The 14,920-nt window shown below is 72.3% G+C and carries 16 protein-coding genes; 2 read left to right on the top strand and 14 right to left on the bottom strand.

All coding sequences use genetic code 11. From position 1 onward, the window contains the following. Positions 1-11: 11 nt before the first annotated feature. The 9 genes from QSK39_RS27815 to QSK39_RS27850 all read right to left on the bottom strand — a co-directional run bounded on the left by QSK39_RS27815 (position 12) and on the right by QSK39_RS27850 (position 8,888). Complete coding sequence (locus tag QSK39_RS27815) at positions 12-1,379, bottom strand: alkaline phosphatase family protein (protein WP_285480758.1); 1,368 nt, start codon at positions 1,377-1,379, stop codon at positions 12-14. Then, positions 1,376-2,503 (bottom strand): metabolite traffic protein EboE, encoded by a 1,128-nt coding sequence (eboE, locus tag QSK39_RS27820; protein ID WP_285480759.1) that lies wholly within the window; start codon positions 2,501-2,503, stop codon positions 1,376-1,378. The genes QSK39_RS27815 and eboE overlap by 4 nt, the downstream gene beginning before the upstream one ends. Then, positions 2,500-3,351: a TatD family hydrolase gene (locus tag QSK39_RS27825; RefSeq protein ID WP_285480760.1), complete on the bottom strand. Its 852-nt coding sequence runs from the start codon at positions 3,349-3,351 to the stop codon at positions 2,500-2,502. Before QSK39_RS27825 ends, eboE begins: the two co-directional genes overlap by 4 nt. Next, a complete protein-coding gene (locus QSK39_RS53100) occupies positions 3,351-3,896 on the bottom strand; it encodes an EboA domain-containing protein (RefSeq protein WP_353051081.1) in 546 nt (181 codons plus the stop codon). The genes QSK39_RS27825 and QSK39_RS53100 overlap by 1 nt, the downstream gene beginning before the upstream one ends. Continuing rightward, positions 3,893-4,714, bottom strand: coding sequence for a sugar phosphate isomerase/epimerase family protein (locus QSK39_RS53105; RefSeq protein WP_353051082.1), 822 nt, complete (start codon positions 4,712-4,714; stop codon positions 3,893-3,895). The genes QSK39_RS53100 and QSK39_RS53105 overlap by 4 nt, the downstream gene beginning before the upstream one ends. Further along, positions 4,711-5,538 (bottom strand): SCO3242 family prenyltransferase, encoded by an 828-nt coding sequence (locus QSK39_RS27835; protein ID WP_285480922.1) that lies wholly within the window; start codon positions 5,536-5,538, stop codon positions 4,711-4,713. The genes QSK39_RS53105 and QSK39_RS27835 overlap by 4 nt, the downstream gene beginning before the upstream one ends. Then, positions 5,535-6,644: an inositol-3-phosphate synthase gene (locus QSK39_RS27840; RefSeq protein ID WP_285480761.1), complete on the bottom strand. Its 1,110-nt coding sequence runs from the start codon at positions 6,642-6,644 to the stop codon at positions 5,535-5,537. Before QSK39_RS27840 ends, QSK39_RS27835 begins: the two co-directional genes overlap by 4 nt. 220 nt (positions 6,645-6,864) lie before the next feature. After that, positions 6,865-8,133: an ROK family transcriptional regulator gene (locus QSK39_RS27845; RefSeq protein WP_285480762.1), complete on the bottom strand. Its 1,269-nt coding sequence runs from the start codon at positions 8,131-8,133 to the stop codon at positions 6,865-6,867. A 305-nt stretch (positions 8,134-8,438) separates the two neighbouring features. Further along, complete coding sequence (locus tag QSK39_RS27850) at positions 8,439-8,888, bottom strand: MarR family winged helix-turn-helix transcriptional regulator (RefSeq protein ID WP_285480763.1); 450 nt, start codon at positions 8,886-8,888, stop codon at positions 8,439-8,441. 135 nt (positions 8,889-9,023) lie between these two features. On the opposite strand from QSK39_RS27850, the gene QSK39_RS27855 reads away from it, so the two are divergent. Then, positions 9,024-10,208, top strand: a complete 1,185-nt coding sequence (locus QSK39_RS27855; RefSeq protein WP_285480764.1) for an MFS transporter — start codon at positions 9,024-9,026, stop codon at positions 10,206-10,208. 23 nt (positions 10,209-10,231) lie between these two features. Continuing rightward, positions 10,232-11,065, top strand: coding sequence for an aldo/keto reductase (locus QSK39_RS27860; protein WP_285480765.1), 834 nt, complete (start codon positions 10,232-10,234; stop codon positions 11,063-11,065). Between the two features lie 36 nt (positions 11,066-11,101). Here the strand turns inward: QSK39_RS27860 and QSK39_RS27865 are convergent, their stop codons facing one another. The 5 genes from QSK39_RS27865 to QSK39_RS27885 all read right to left on the bottom strand — a co-directional run bounded on the left by QSK39_RS27865 (position 11,102) and on the right by QSK39_RS27885 (position 14,870). Beyond that, positions 11,102-11,941 carry an SAM-dependent methyltransferase gene (locus QSK39_RS27865; RefSeq protein WP_285480766.1) on the bottom strand — a complete coding sequence of 280 codons (840 nt, stop codon included), beginning with the start codon at positions 11,939-11,941 and terminating at the stop codon, positions 11,102-11,104. Positions 11,942-12,078: 137 nt separating this feature from the next. Then, the gene (locus QSK39_RS27870; protein WP_285480767.1) at positions 12,079-13,173 is read right to left on the bottom strand and encodes a beta propeller repeat protein; all 1,095 of its coding nucleotides are present in this window, start codon (positions 13,171-13,173) and stop codon (positions 12,079-12,081) included. Positions 13,174-13,230: 57 nt separating this feature from the next. Further along, positions 13,231-13,593, bottom strand: coding sequence for a DUF4180 domain-containing protein (locus QSK39_RS27875; protein WP_285480768.1), 363 nt, complete (start codon positions 13,591-13,593; stop codon positions 13,231-13,233). Then, on the bottom strand, positions 13,590-14,243 hold the full coding sequence (locus tag QSK39_RS27880; protein ID WP_353051089.1) for an alpha/beta fold hydrolase: 654 nt from the start codon (positions 14,241-14,243) through the stop codon (positions 13,590-13,592). Before QSK39_RS27880 ends, QSK39_RS27875 begins: the two co-directional genes overlap by 4 nt. 198 nt (positions 14,244-14,441) lie before the next feature. Beyond that, positions 14,442-14,870: a helix-turn-helix domain-containing protein gene (locus QSK39_RS27885; RefSeq protein WP_285480769.1), complete on the bottom strand. Its 429-nt coding sequence runs from the start codon at positions 14,868-14,870 to the stop codon at positions 14,442-14,444. Positions 14,871-14,920: the final 50 nt, after the last annotated feature.

Genomic DNA, 14,920 nt, shown 5'->3' on the forward strand with positions numbered 1-14,920 from the left:
CCTGGTGAGTCCTACTCGGTTCGGATGGCCGCCAGCAGCAAGTCCTTGACTTCGGTGGCGTGGATCTTTTCGCGTGCGAGCGCCGGGTCCGAGCACAGCAGCACCGGCCCGTCTTCGGGCGAGTCGGGCAGCCGCCCGTGGCTGCCGCGCACCGGCGCCGGGTCGAGCGGGACGACCTGCATCGAGTACCGCAGGCCGAGCTTCTTGCGGGCCAGCGCGGACGCCGCCTTCAGCTTCACCGCCGGGTCGTTCGGGTCGAAGAACAGCTCGGCCGGGTCGTACCCGGGCTTGCGGTGGATCTCGACGGTCTTCGCGAAGTCCGGCGCGCGGTCGTCGCTCAGCCAGTAGTAGTACGTGAACCATGCGTCCGGCTCGGCGATCGCGACCAGCTCGCCCGCGCGTTCGTGGTCGATCCCGATGCCCGCCTGTCCCTCGCGGTCGAGGACGACGTCCACTCCGGACAGTCCGGCGACGATGTCCCGCACCCGCGGGATGTCGGCCGGGTCGGCGACGTAGACGTGCGCGACCTGGTGGTCGGCCACCGCGAACGCCCGCGACGTCCACGGGTCCAGGTACTCCATGCCCGCTTGGACGTACACGTTGAGCAGGCCTTCGCGGCGCAGCGCCCGGTTGATGTCGACCGGCCGGCTGGCGTTCGTGATGCCGTACTCCGAGAGCGCGACGACGGTGTGCCCGCCGGCGGCCGCGAAGTCCAGCAAGGGCTTCAACGCCGTGTCGATCTCGCGAGCAGCCGCCGCGGCCTGGGGCGCGTCCGGGCCGAACCGCTGGAGGTCGTAGTCCAGGTGCGGGATGTAGACGAGCGTGGTGTCGGGCTGGTCCTCGGTCATGATCTTCTGCGCCGCGGCGATGATCCACTTCGACGACGTGATCGCGGCCGTCGGACCCCAGTAGGTGAACAGCGGGAACTCGCCGAGCGCGCCGACCAGCCGGTCGTGCAGCTGCGGCGGGTGGGTGTAGGCGTCCGGGGACTTCTTGCCGTCGGCGTGGTAGATCGGCCGCGGGGTCACCGTCAGGTCGACGTCCATGCCCATCGCGTACCACCAGCAGACGTTCGCCACGCGATGTCCGGCCTGCGCGCGGCGGGCGGCGTCCCAGAACTTGTCGCCCTGCACGAGCTTGTTGTGCTGGCGCCAGAGGAAGATCTCGCCGAGGTCGCGGAAGTACCAGCCGTTGCCGACGATCCCGTGCTCGGCCGGCTGCAGCCCGGTGAGGAACGTCGACTGCACCGAGCACGTCACCGCCGGGAACACGGTGTCGAGCTGCGCGGTGAAGCCGGGTTCGGCCATCTTGCGCAGGTTCGGCATGTGCGGGAGCAGCCGGGGTGTCAGCCCGACGACGTCGATGACCAGCAAGCTCATTCGGAAACCTCTTCCAAGCCTAATTCGATCAGGGAACGCCGGGTCCAGTCCAGCTCGGCGGCGATGCCCGCGACGAGCCCGGCGTCGTCGGCGGGTGCGTCCGGGAGCACCTGCCAGGTGTAGGTCTCGACCTCGACGTGGTCGGTGCGCGCGGTGGCGCCCCCGAACAGCTCGGCCAGGGTCCCGGCCAGCACCGGCCGGGTGGACGTCAGCGGCGGCGCCGGGTCGGCGTGCAGCGGCACGTGGAAGTGCACCCGCCACGGCGCCTCGCCCGGGAGCCCGCCGGCCAGCGCCTCGTCGAGGTCGTCGGCGCCCGGCGGAGCGCTTTCGTTGCTCTGGTGCAGGAACCGGGGTTCCACGAACGATTCCAGAGCCTTGCGCGTCTCCGGGTCGGCCGGGTTCGCGGCTTCGAGGGCGGCTGACGCCTGCAGCTTGACGACGTCCAGGCCGGCCGCTTCGAGCCGCCCGAGCGCGTCCGCCGGGTCCTCGAACCCGACCGCGAGGTGGCACGTGTCGAGGCAGACGCCCAGCCACTCCTTGTCCACTTCGGACAGCAGCGACGCCGCCTGCGCGGTCGTCTCGATGACGCAGCCGGGCTCGGGCTCGAAGGCCACGCGCACCGGGCGGTCCTGCTTCGCCAGGCCCTCGGCGAGCAACTCGAGCTGGCCGCAGTCGTCCCGCCATTCGGTGCGCCACCCCAGCGGCAACGTCGAGACGCTGCCCCGGACCGCGTCTTCGGGCATCAGCTCGGCGAGCAACCGCGCCAGGTCGAGGGTGTACCGCGTCCGTTCGGGCGTCGACCAGTCCGGCCGGTACACCTTGTGCTTGACGACCGGGTCGTGGAAACCCTGGTACGGAAACCCGTTGAAAGTGACAACCTCCAGCCCGCGGGCCGCCAGCTCCCGGCCCAGCCGGGCCACCGCGGCCGGGTCCGCCACCAGCTCGGAAGCCACCGGCCGGGCCAGCCACAGACCGAGCCCCAGCCGGTCGACCCCCAGGCGTTCCCGCACCGGCTCGCCGAAGCGGGCCAGCTGGGTGAGCACGCCGTCGAGGTCCTCCGCCTGATGCACGTTGGTGCAGTAGGCGAGGTGGACGAGCGTGCCGTCGCGATGCCGGAACCTCACTTGCGCGCACCTCGCAGGATCGAGTTGCCCGCGAACTCGGCTTCCGTCGCCTCGCCTTCGAGGTCGAGACGGCCGCTCTGGCCGTAGAACTCGACCGGGTTGCGCCACAGCACCTGGTCGACGTCGTCCTCGGTGAACCCGGCGGCGAGCATCGCGTCGCCGGTCTTGCGCGTCTTGAGCGGGTCGCTCTTGCCCCAGTCCGCCGCGGAGTTGACCAGCACCTTTTCGGTCCCGTACTCGCGAAGGATGGCGACCATCCGCTCTTCGTCCATCTTGGTGTCCGGGTAGATCGAGAACCCCATCCAGGAACCGGACTCCTTGACCATCGCGACGGTCACCTCGTTGAGGTGGTCGAGCACGACGCGCTCCGGCGCGATGCCGGACTCGCGGACGACGGCGATGCTGCGCTCGGTGCCGGCCGCCTTGTCGCGGTGCGGGGTGTGCACCATCGCGGGCAGCTCGTGGTCGATCGCCAGCGCGAGCTGCGCGGCGAACGCCTTGTCCTCCTCGGCGGTCATCGAGTCGTAGCCGATCTCGCCGACCGCGACGACGCCGTCCTTCTCGAGGTAGCGCGGCAGCAGGTCGAGCACCGGCGCGCACCGCGGGTCGTTGGCTTCCTTCGGGTTCAGCGCGATCGTGCAGTGGTGGGCGATGCCGAACTGGCTCGCGCGGAACGGCTCCCAGCCGACCAGCGCGTCGAAGTAGTCGGTGAAGCTGCCGGCGTTCGTGCGCGGCTGGCCCAGCCAGAACGCCGGCTCGACGAGCGCGCGGACGCCGGCGGCGTGCATCGCCGCGTAGTCGTCGGTGGTGCGGGAGCTCATGTGGATGTGCGGGTCGAAGATGCGCATCAGGCGTCCTGTTCGTTCAGCAGCGGGAGGAGGTCGGCGGGCACGGCGCGGCCGGCGGCGGTGCGCTCGGCGGCGAACGACCGCATCATGCGCAGCAGCTCCTCGTCGGTCCGGCGGTCCAGCCCGGCGACCTCGGCCAGCGGGATGCCCATGAAGACGCACTTGAGCACGCCGTGGCGGTAGGCGGCGTCGTCCAGGTGCGCGGCGGCGTACTCCCCCATCGCGGCGGTGACGAGCCGGGTGTCGTTGGTGCGCAGGGCGTCGGCGACCAGCACGAGCCCGGCGTCGCCGATGTCCACGACGGACAGTCCACGGAGGACGGCCCGCTTCTCGGCGGCGTCGCCGTAGCGGTAGAGGTCCGGCATCTCCGCGGCCGCCGCGGGCGCGGCTTCCAGGAGCTTGACGCGGGCCACGTCGTCGACCGTCCAGCCCGGCGTGTCCGACGGACCCCGGCCGACGCGGCGGCCGACGCCCGGGAACAGCGTGCGCAACGCCGAAGCGTCGGTGGCGACCTTGGTCAGCGCGTCGTCCAGCCAGGCGTTCACGCGGCCACCGCCTTGCGCAGGAACGCCAGGGACTCGCGCGTGATCCGCGGTGCCGCGTGGCTGTCGCGCGGCAGTTCCACCGCGACCAGCCCGGGGTACGGCGACAGCGCTTCCAGCACCGGCGGGAAGTCGATCTCGCCCCGCCCGAACTCCAGGTGCTCGTGGGTGCCCCGGCGCATGTCGTCGATCTGCACGTTCACCAGCCGCGGCAGCGCACGCCGGACGCAGTCGGGCACGGACGCCGTCTCGTTGCACCGGCAGTGCCCGATGTCCAGCGTCAGCCCGAACCGCTCCGGGTCACCCAAGCGCCGGGCCAGCTCGAAGTAGCCGTCGAGGTCCTCGACGAGCATCCCCGGTTCCGGCTCGAAGCCGAGCTTGACGTCGTGGTCGTCGGCCGCCTTGAGCACGTCGGCACACCCGTCGGCCAGATGTGTCCACGCGTCCTCGGCGGAGAGGTCCGCGGGCTTGTTGCCGCTCCAGAAGGACACCGCTTCGGCGTCGAGGTCCGCCGCGATCTCGACGGCCCGGGTCAGGAAGTCGATGCGCGACGCCCGATCCGGGTCGAGGAACGTCGGCGAGTGCTTGCGCCACGGGTCGAGCAGGAACCGGGCGCCGGTCTCGATCACGACGGCCAGCCCGAGCCGGTCCAGTTCCGCGCCGAGTGACGCGACCCGGCGGGCGAGGTCCGGGCCGAACGGGTCGAGGTGCTGGTGGTCGAGCGTCAGCGCGACGCCGTCGTAGCCCAGGTCCGCCAGGACGCGCAGGGCGTCGCCGAGGCGGTGGTTGGCGAAGCCGTTGGTGCCGTACCCGAACCTCATGTCGGCGACACCTTCCGGCTCAGCGCCCGCGCGATCGGGAACGCGGCGGCGACGGCCAGCGCCGAGCGCCACGCGCCGGTGCGGGCGATCAGCCCGGCCTGCAGCGGGATCATGCCGTGGATGCCCGCGCCGACCGCGCGCCGGATCTTCGGCGCGGCCGGGTCGCGGACGGCGTCGTACTGCGCCCGGCCGGTGGTCACCGCGTACGTCCCGAGCAGCGCCGAGGCCAGCGGGCCGACGCGGCCGGCGGCGATGCGCACCCCGGCCGTGGCGGCGAGGGTGGCCGCCGGCAGCGCGGGCTTCGCACCGTCCACTTCGGACCTTGACAACGTCGTCACGGCGTACGTGTGGGCCCCGACGGTGAGCGCCGCGGGCACCGCGGCCCGGGCACCGCCCGCGCCGAGCAGGACGTCCAGCGCCCGGGTCGCGGCCATCGCGGCCGGCCCGAACACGGTCTCCTTGAGCACGAAGTCGTACGCCCAGACCGTCGCGGCCAGCGGCAGCGCGACCCGCAGGGCGGGCTTCCCGCCGGCGGCCGCGGCGATGCCCAGCCCGCCCGCGGTCAGCCCGGCCGCGACGCCGAGCGCGGTCGCCGGCTTGACCCGGCCGGACGGGATCGGCCGCTCGGGCCGTTCCATCGCGTCGAGGAAGCGGTCGGCGTAGTCGTTGAGCGCCATGCCAGCCCAGTAGAGGCAGACGGACGCGCCGGTCAGGGCCACCGTCCGGCGGCCGAAGGGCCAGCCCGAGGCGGCGGCCCCGGCGACGGCGTCCCCGGGCACGGTCAGCGCGGCAGGCGCGCGGACGAGTTCGACGAGCGCCTTCACCGGTTCGCCCACTCACGCAGGGCCGCGAACTGCGACGCGAGGTCGTGCGGGCCGTCCCCGACAGGATCCTTGAAGAAGAAGCCGAACTCGGCGACCGGGCCGGCGACGCCGTCGCGGCACGCCTTGCCGGTCAGCCGGGCGAGGTCGAGCACCAGCGGCGCGGCGAGCGCGGAGTCGCAGCCCTGCCAGGTGAGCTGCAGCGTCATGCGCGTGCCGAGGAAGCCTTCGAAGAGCACGTGGTCCCAGGCTGTCTTCCAGTCACCGAGCGCCGGGACGTAGTCGATGTGCACCTCGCCGTCGACCTCCCGGCCGAGGTTCTGCGAGAGCACCTGCTGCTTCGACGCGTTCTTGCTCGACGCCGCGCCGGGGTCGGCGAGCGTGGCGCCGTCGCCCCCGCCGAGCAGGTTCGTGCCCGACCACGAGAGGACGTTCAGCGCGCGCTGGGCGAACATCGGCGCGAGCACCGAGCGCAGCAGCGTCTCGCCGGTCTTGCCGTCGCGGCCCGCGTAGGGCTGCCCGGCCGTGCGGGCGAGTTCGTCGAGCGCGGGCAGCCGCGCGCCGGTGGACGGGGTGAAGTCGACAAAGCCACAACCCGCGCGGAACGCGGCGTAGGCGTACAACGCGCTGGGCGGCAGGGCTTCCAGGTCGTCTTCCAAGGCAGCCAAGGACTCGTGCGCCGGGTGCGGCGCGCACGGCGCTTCGGTGGAGGAGACGTTGACCACCACCACGTGGTCCAGACCCTCCCGGAACTCGGTCAGGTCCGCGACGATCCGGTCGGCGGCGGCACGCCCGCCCCCGGACGGCGCCGGCCGGAGCCGGGCTTCCGCCGCTTCCAGCTCCGCCGTGACCGCGCCGGGCAAGGTGGCCGGCAGCACCCCCGCCGCCGCAAGCTGCTCCGCCCGCTTGACCAGCGGCGTGTCGACGACGTCGTGGCCCCCGAAGACCAGGTCTCCCAGGCCGGGAAGGTCCGCGCCGGCGAAGTCCGGCAGCTCGGTCACGCAGCCCGTGCGCGCGGCGAGTCCCGCCCGCATCGCGGCGGCGCCGGCGACGGCCGTGGTGGCCACCGATCCTCGGGCGCCGATCAGCCAGACACCGATCTTCCCCATGTTCATCCTCCAGTTCGGCGAGTTCAGCCCGCGCCGGTCGCCCCCGACGGGACGCGGGTCGGGACACCACTCGGGTCGGCGAGCGCGGTGCCCCTGGGCACGCAGAGGTCCCCCGGACTACATCGCCGGAGTCGATCAAGTGTTTCCGCACGCCTTCGCGACGAAGGCACACCGGGTCTTCGAACAGGCTCTTGGCCGATACCGGCCATTACGAGTGCCGTCATCCGCTGTCCCTTTCCGGCCGTACCGGCACCAGCGCCGGATCGTCGAACACCGCCTGCAGCGCGACGTGCGCGCCGCCGCGCGAAGCCGCGGAGAACCCGAGCCAGGACAGCTCAATGCGGCAGCCCCCGATGCGCGGGGCGATCACCCGGGCCTCCAGCTCGGCCAGCATCGGGGCGAGCAGGTACGGGCCCAGCTGGGCGAAGTAGCCGCCGAGCAGCACCACGCGCGGGTTGAACACGTTGACCAGCACGGCCGCGCCGACCCCGAGGCCGGTGCCGACCTGCGCGAGCGCGTCGAGCGTCCGCTTGTCCTTCAGCTCGGCGCGGCGGCGGATCATGTCGAGCCGTTGTTCGAGGTCGAGCGACGGGTCGTGCACCGGGTCGGCCGGCGACGCGGCGAGCCGCAGCATCCCGGCCAGCCCGACGAGCGTCTCCCAGCAGCCGCGGCGCCCGCACCCGCAGACGCGGCCCGCGGGATCGACCTGGATGTGCCCGACCTCTCCCGAAAACCCCTCCGCGCCACCGAGCAGCCGCCCGCCGGAGATGACGCCGCCGCCCACGCCGATTTCGCCGGTCAGGTACACGAGGTCGGCGGTCCCGGCGACGCTGCCCATGGCGTACTCGCCCAGCGCGCCGAGGTTCGCGTCGTTGGCCGTGCGGATCGGGAACGACGGCGGGCCCAGCCGCCGGGTCAGCCGTTCGGTGATCCCGCGCACCACCGAGACGTCGGTCCAGTGCAGGTTCGGCGCGAAGGCGACGGTGCCGCTTTCGTCGACCAGTGCCGGCACCCCGATGGTCACGCCGGCCGGCACGACCCCGAGCCGGCGGCACTCCCGCAGCGCCCGCGCGGTCAGCTCCGCGCCCGCGTCGAGCACCTTCGCCACCGGAAGCGCTTGGACGTCGAGTGCCACGCGTTGTTCGAAGAGCACGGTGCCGGTGAGGTCGAGGGCGAGCGCGGTCAGGTAGTCGACGTTGATCTCGACACCGATGCCGCCGACGCCGCGGCCGTCCAGCTCGACGATCGTGCCCGGGCGCCCGACCGCGCCGGCGCGTTCCCGTTCGCCTTCGCGAGCCAGCCCGCGCTCGACGAGCTCGGCGACGAGACTCGAGACGGTTCCCTTGTTCAGCCCCGTGTCCGCGGCGATCGCCGCACGCGAGCGGGGTCCCGCGTCGCGCAGGTGCCGCAGCACGAGCGCGAGGTTGCTCCGGCGGACGGCGGCCTGGTCGGCCGGGCGCACCGGCTTGAGCGAGAAGGAGGAGTCCACGCCGACACCACCCCGGTTCGTCTGGTGGTTCAACAAATTAGGTGCGGCGAAACGATCGGGTCAACGAGGGCACCCGGCGCCTTTCGTGGACAAAAGCCACACAAATCGTTCTGACCAGCGAAACTATCGAACGCAGGCAGCAAAAGGGTCCCACGGATGGAGCACGGGTTAGGGCGCCCGCCCGCCCCAATCCCACCGCCGAACGGGACCGACTTCCGTCGTGTCCCGGTCATCGGGACACCGGAGGTCTTACCGCGGGCCGACGCGAAAGTGTCGCCGCGGCACCGAAACTTTCCGCAAGCGGTTCAGCGGGTGAAGGTCAGCGTGCCGAGCGCGGCGACCAGCGGCGCGAGCTCCGGCAAGGCCTCGGCTTCGGCGAGGGCTTCCGCCAGCGCCGTGTCGTGGGTGGGCCGCGCCGCTGTCAGCAGGGCCTGCCCCGCCGGCGTCACCTCCGTGTAGATGCCGCGGCGGTCGTCGGCGCACAGGTAGCGGGCCAGCAGCCCGCGGCTCTCCAGCCGGGTGACCAGCCGGGTCGTCGCCGACTGGCTGAGCACCACCGCGTTGGCCAGCTGGTTCATCCGCAGGTGGAAGCCGTCCTGGCGGGCCAGCGCGTCGAGCACGCTGTACTCGCTCACCGACAGCTCGTGGTCGCGCTCGAGCGCGCGTTGCAGCCGGTCTTCGATCCGCGCGTGCAGCGCGGCCAGCGTGCGCCAGCCCTGCGCACGGGCTTCGACGGCGTCGTCGTCCAGTGACACGGTTCACCTCTCCCGGGCTTGCCGCATACGTTTGCGCGCGGCACTATCAAGCCTGTGCAATATACGGCGCGTGCAACTATCTCGGACGCTCGTAGTTGCTCACGCCCACAAGACTACTCCGGAAGAAGGAAGTCCATGCCCGCCGCTCTGCTCGCCCTCGCGATCAGCGCTTTCGGGATCGGCACCACCGAGTTCGTGATCATGGGCCTGCTGCCCGAGGTCGCGGCCGACTTCGGCGTCTCGATCCCGTCCGCAGGCCTGCTCATCTCCGGCTACGCGCTCGGCGTCGTCGTCGGTGCCCCCGTGCTCACCGCGCTCGCTTCGCGGGTCCCGCGCAAGACCGTGCTGGTCGCGCTGATGGGCCTGTTCATCGCGGGCAACGTGCTCTCGGCGCTCGCCCCGAGCTACGGCCTGCTGATGACCGGCCGGGTCGTCGCGGCCCTCTCGCACGGCGCGTTCTTCGGCGTCGGCTCGGTCGTCGCCGCGTCGCTGGTCGCCCCGGCCAAACAAGCGAGTGCAATCGCCCTGATGTTCACCGGGCTGACCGTGGCGAACGTGCTCGGCGTGCCCGCCGGCACCGCGCTCGGCCAGGCCTTCGGCTGGCGCTCGACGTTCTGGGTGGTCAGCGTGCTCGGGGTGCTCGGCGCGATCGGCATCCTGGCGCTCGTGCCGCACCAGGAACCGGACCCGGGCGCGGGCCTGCGCGGCGAGCTCGCCGTGTTCCGCCGCCCGCAGGTGTGGCTCGCCCTCGCCATGACGGCGCTCGGCTTCGCCGGGGTGTTCGCGTCCTTCACCTACATCGCGCCGATGATGACCGAGGTCGCCGGCTTCTCCGGCGGTGCCGTCACCTGGCTGCTGGTGCTCTTCGGCGCCGGGCTGTTCGCCGGCAACCTGCTCGGCGGCAAGGCCGCGGACCGCAAGCTGATGCCCAGCCTGTACGTGATCCTCGCGGCCCTCGCGCTGGTGCTCGTCGCGTTCGTCTTCACCGCCCACGCGAAGGTGCCGGCCGCGATCACGATCGCGTTGTTCGGCGCGGCCGGCTTCGCGACGGTCCCGCCGCTGCAGGCCCGCGTGATGGCCAAGGCCGAGGGCGCCCCGGCGCTGGCTTCGGCGGCGAACATCGCCGCCTTCAACCTCGGCAACGCCGGCGGCGCGTGGCTCGGCGGCCAGGCCATCGAGTCCGGCCTCGGCTACACCGCCCCCAACTGGATCGGCGCCGTGCTCGCCGCGGCGGGCCTCGCCGTGGCGCTCGTCTCCGGCCTGCTCGACCGCAAGTCCCGGGTTAGTTTCGACCCCGGGGAACGGGTACTCGCCCGATGAACCACCCACCGAAAGGAACTCTTGTGACCAGCGTGCCCGTGATCGAACTGAACAACGGCGTGCGGATGCCCCAGCTGGGCTACGGCGTGTTCCAGGTCCCGGACGACGAGACCGCCACCGCCGTCAAGGCCGCGCTCGAAGCGGGCTACCGCAGCATCGACACCGCCGCCGTCTACGGCAACGAGAAGGGCGTCGGCCAGGCTTTGGCCGAGTCCGGCATCGCCCGCGACGAGCTCTTCATCACCACCAAGCTGTGGAACTCCGCCCAGGGCTACGACTCGACGCTCAAGGCGTTCGACGAGAGCATGAAAAAGCTGGGCCTGGAGCAGCTGGACCTCTACCTGATCCACTGGCCGACGCCCGAGCGCGACAAGTACCTCGACACGTGGAAGGCGTTCGAGAAGCTGCACGCCGACGGCCGGGTCCGCGCGATCGGCGTGTCCAACTTCCAGCCCGCGCACCTGGAGCGGCTGCTCGACGCGGCCGACGTCGCACCGGCGGTCAACCAGGTCGAGCTCCACCCCTACCTGCAGCAGCAGGAGGTCCGCGAGTTCGACGCGAAGCACGGGATCGCGACCGAGGCGTGGAGCCCGCTGGCCAAGGGCGGCTCGCTGCTGGGCGACCCGATCGTCGCGGAGCTGGCGGTCAAGCACAGCCGCACGCCGGCGCAGATCGTGCTGCGCTGGCACCTGCAGCTGGGCAACGTGGTGATCCCGAAGTCCGTGACGCCGTCACGGATCGCGGAGAACTTCGACCTGTTCGGGTTCACCCTCGCGGAGGATGAGCTGGAGTCGCTGACCCCGCTGGACCGCGGCGAGCGCACCGGCCCGAACCCGGACACGTTCAACGCCGCCTGAGCGCGCACGCCCGTCCCGGCACCGCCGGGGCGGGCGTCACTGCTTGCGGGCGACTCCGCCCAGGGTCAGGAAGTTCAGCTCGCTCAGCGGGTGGAGCCGGGGGCCGTCGGGCCACCATTCGTGCAGGTAGACCAGCCCCGGCCGGAGCAGTTCGGTGCCCTCGAAGAACGCCGTGATCTGTTCGCGGGTGCGGTACACGCTGCCGAGGCCGGTGCCCTGGAAGCTCGTCTCGAGCAGCCGCGCCAGTTCTTGGCGGGGCGAGTCCTCTTCCGGGTCGAAGTTGTGCGTGAGCAGCAGGTACGAGCCGGGCGCGAGCGCCGCCACGTACTCCGCGACGATCGACTTCGCGCGCTCGAAGTCGTCGATGTGGTGGACGATCGACGTCAGCATCAGCGCCACCGGCCGCGTGAAGTCGAGGTACTCCTTGACGACCTCGTCGGCCAGCGTCTCGGCCGGGCGGGTCAGGTCGGCGCCCGTCACGTGAGTCAGGTAGTTCTCCTCGAGCAGCGCCCGGCCGTGCACCTGCACGACCGGATCGTTGTCGACGTACACGACCTGCGCGTCCGGGTTGTACCGCTGGGCCACCTGGTGGGTGTTTTCCGCCGTCGGCATGCCCGAGCCCAGGTCGAGGAACTGGTCGATGCCGCGTTTCCCGGCGAGGAACCGGACCGCGCGCACCAGCCAGTCGCGGTGCTCCTTGGCCATCGTGCGGGCGCCGGGCGCGATCGCGAGCAGGCGCCGCATCGCTTCGCGGTCGACCTCGTAGTGGTCGTGGCCACCCAGCAGCGCGTCCGACAGCCGGGCCAAGCTCGCCTTGGAGAAATCGAGGGAAGCCGAGCCTCCCTCGGTTCCGGACCGCAGGTCGCCAGGCGTCATCGACTGTTCTCCCTTGTCTGTGGCGCCGGCCCCCTGCCCGGGCCCGGCCACCTGTGTCCGGCAACGGACAGTGCACAGACTACGACATGCCGTTCATCAAGAGAACCGGGCCGAAGGGCCTTACCTGCCAGGGACAACTACCCGATCGTCCATTCGCGCCACATGTGTCCGCCGTCCGTGGTCCGATACAGGGCGGAGCCGCCGTCGGCGTCCGGCTGGCCGTCGACGACCACACCGGTGCCGCCACCGGGGAAGTCCAGATCGGTCAGGCTGAGCCCGCGGTCGGACAGCACGCTCGTCGTCCAGGTGCGGCCGCCGTCGGCCGTGCTGTGCAGGAACCCGGTGCCGCCGCCCTCGGCCGCGACCGTCGCGGACGACGGTGACGCCGCCGCGAAGCCCTGCGTGATCCCGGCGAACGGCGCCGCGTCCCCACCGCTGAACGTCCCGCCGAGCTTCGCCGCGTGCCGCAGCTGCCGCTCGGTCGAGCCGGGCTGCGGCGAACCGGGGCTGCTGCTGCACAACGCCACGACCTGCCGGTCGCGGACCCCGGCCAGCGAAGCGACCGACCCGGCCGGGCACGGCGGTTCGGCCGGGGTGAAGCGGACGCCGTCGCGCGAGGTCCAGTACTTCTCCGTGCCGTAGTCCGTGCCGAGCGCGACCTGCAGCCCGCCGCCGACGGCCAGGTCGCCGTAGGTGATCCCGCCGGTGGCCGCGAAGCCGGGCACCGGGAGCAGCACCGGCGAGCCGGCGATGCCGGAGTACAACCGCGTCGAACCGTGCCCGTCGCCGAAGGTGGTGAGGACGGCGAAGACCCGGCCGGCGGTTTCGGTGATCTTCGAGAGGTAGTAGGGCTCCCGCGCGCCGACCAGGCCGACCGGGTGCCAGCTCACGCCGCCGTCGCGCGTCGTGCGCACGCGGACGCCGTCGCTGACGTACGCGACGCGGTCGCCGGTGAAGGTCAGCGCGACGTGGTTGTGGTTGTCCGGCAACGCCATCGGCGGCGCGCCGAGCCGGCGCCAGTGCGTCCCGCCGTCGGTGGTGCCCAGCAGCGCCGGGCACCACGACTTCGCGCAGGGCGAGTAGCCGAGGACGTACCCGGTGGCCGGGCTCGTCCAGCTCGTCGACGCGGGCCGGAACCCCCTCGGCACAGCGGATTCCGCGGTGGCGGGCGAGGCCGACACGGCCAGGAGGGTGAGGACGGACGCGAGCAGCGCCGGGATTCTCATGATCACCTGGACGTGCCGCGCGGGACGGGGTTGCCCGTCCCGCGCGAGGTTCCCTCCCGCGGCTCAGCGCGCCGCGGCCAGCCGGGTGTCGAGCTCCGCGAGGTCGGCCACGAACCAGACGTTCCGGCCGCGGTCGGACTCCCGCACGACGTCCCGGAAGGCGGTGCTCGCCTCGACGTGCGCGCGGACGTCGCCGAGCAGCACCAGCCGGAAGCCGTACTGGACGATCTTCGAGAAGAAGTGCCCGATCAGCTTGGTGTGCATGTCGAAGAACCGGGCGGGGAACCGCTCGACCGGCACGACGAGCACGTCGACCTCGTGGCCGTAGGTGGCGCCGACGAGGTCGACGGCGTCCTGCTCGGTGGCCAGCTCCGGCCCTTCGGACGGCACGAACCACACCCCGGTGCCGTGGCGCTGGTCGATCACGATCCCGCTCCTCTCAAGAACTCCACGGTGGCTTCCGCCCAGCCGGGCAGGAAGTGCCCGGCCTCTTCGGCCAGGCGGACGTCGGCGTCCGGCCGGGCTTCCCGCAGCTTCGCCGCGGCGTCCCGCTGGTCGAGCAGGACGTCGCGCGCGCCGAAGTGGGCCTGCACCGGCATCGCGAGTGCGCGCAGCCGCTCGACCGGGAACGCCGGGATCGGCTCCAGCCGCGGCTTGAAGTGCTCGAACGTCGCCAGGGTGAACTCGCCGATCGCGCGCCGCCCCGGGTCGGCGGGGCCGCCGTGGGCGACCATGGCCAGCGAACGCCGTCGCCCCCAGCCGCCGAACCGGCTGTAGGCGGCGAACTTGAGCAGCGGCGCGACCCGGCGGCGGCCGATCCCGGCCGGGTTGACCAGCACCAGCGCCGAAACGCGCTGGGGACGGCGCAACGCGTGGTCGAGGGCCCACCAGCCGCCCAGCGAGGTGCCGAGGAAGGCCGCGCGGGGCAGTTCGAGCGCGTCGAGGACGTCGTCGAGCCACTCGGCGTAGGCCGGCGACCCGAGCGGCGGCCGCGCTTCGACGGTCCGGCCCGGCTCCCCGGGCGCGTCGACGGCGTGCACGCGCAGGTGCTCCGCGAGCGTCGCGATGTCGGGCAGCCAGTGCGCGGCGGTGCCCCCCGGAGCCCTGCAGCGCGACGACCGGCGGCGCGTCCACCGGACCGGAGACCACGGCGAAGGTGTCCCCGAGGCGGGTCTCGAACGTGTGTGCCTCGGACGGTACGGGCCAGTCTTCGAGGAGGGCGTCGTAGCGCTGCCGGACGGCTTTCGCGCCTTCGGCCGACCGGTAGACGGTGGTCACGTCAGCCCCTCGGTGAACGAGGCGACGAAACGCAGCAGGTCCGCGCCGGCGGCGAGGTCGCCGAGCACGATGATCTTCATGGTGGCGCGCTCCTTGTCGTAGATGGTTTCGACGCGCAGGGGCCGCTCACCCCCGTCCCGCGGCCCGTTCACCGAGGCGACGACGACGGTGGCGATCCGGTCGGCCGTCGCGCGGTCGACGCCGCTGACCTCGGCGACGCTCGAAAGCTCGGCGACGGGCCGGTCCGGCCGCGGTTCGGCGACCGGCAGCCCGGTGAATGCCTCGAGATCGTCGGCGGTGATGCGGTACTGCTTGCCGATCCGGACCGCCTTGAGCCGCCCGTCCCGCACGTAGTTCCGCACCGTGCGCACGTGCAGCCCGAGCTTCGCGGCGACCTGGTCGACGGAGAAGACCTCCTGCGCCATGACCCTCCTTATGTTCCGCAAACTACCCTACCATGTCAACCCTCAGGGAA

The sequence above is a fragment of the Amycolatopsis sp. NBRC 101858 genome (assembly GCF_030269325.1).
Taxonomy (GTDB): Bacteria; Actinomycetota; Actinomycetes; order Mycobacteriales; family Pseudonocardiaceae; genus Amycolatopsis; species Amycolatopsis ponsaeliensis.

What these genes read in the sequence shown, in the direction of transcription:
- QSK39_RS27825 (WP_285480760.1), bottom strand. Translation starts at nt 3,351, where the DNA reads ATGCGCATCTTCGACCCGCACATCCACATGAGCTCCCGCACCACCGAC.
- QSK39_RS27885 (WP_285480769.1), bottom strand. Translation starts at nt 14,870, where the DNA reads ATGGCGCAGGAGGTCTTCTCCGTCGACCAGGTCGCCGCGAAGCTCGGG.
- QSK39_RS53105 (WP_353051082.1), bottom strand. Translation starts at nt 4,714, where the DNA reads ATGAGGTTCGGGTACGGCACCAACGGCTTCGCCAACCACCGCCTCGGC.
- QSK39_RS27840 (WP_285480761.1), bottom strand. Translation starts at nt 6,644, where the DNA reads ATGGGGAAGATCGGTGTCTGGCTGATCGGCGCCCGAGGATCGGTGGCC.
- QSK39_RS27815 (WP_285480758.1), bottom strand. Translation starts at nt 1,379, where the DNA reads ATGAGCTTGCTGGTCATCGACGTCGTCGGGCTGACACCCCGGCTGCTC.
- QSK39_RS27865 (WP_285480766.1), bottom strand. Translation starts at nt 11,941, where the DNA reads ATGACGCCTGGCGACCTGCGGTCCGGAACCGAGGGAGGCTCGGCTTCC.
- QSK39_RS27855 (WP_285480764.1), top strand. Translation starts at nt 9,024, where the DNA reads ATGCCCGCCGCTCTGCTCGCCCTCGCGATCAGCGCTTTCGGGATCGGC.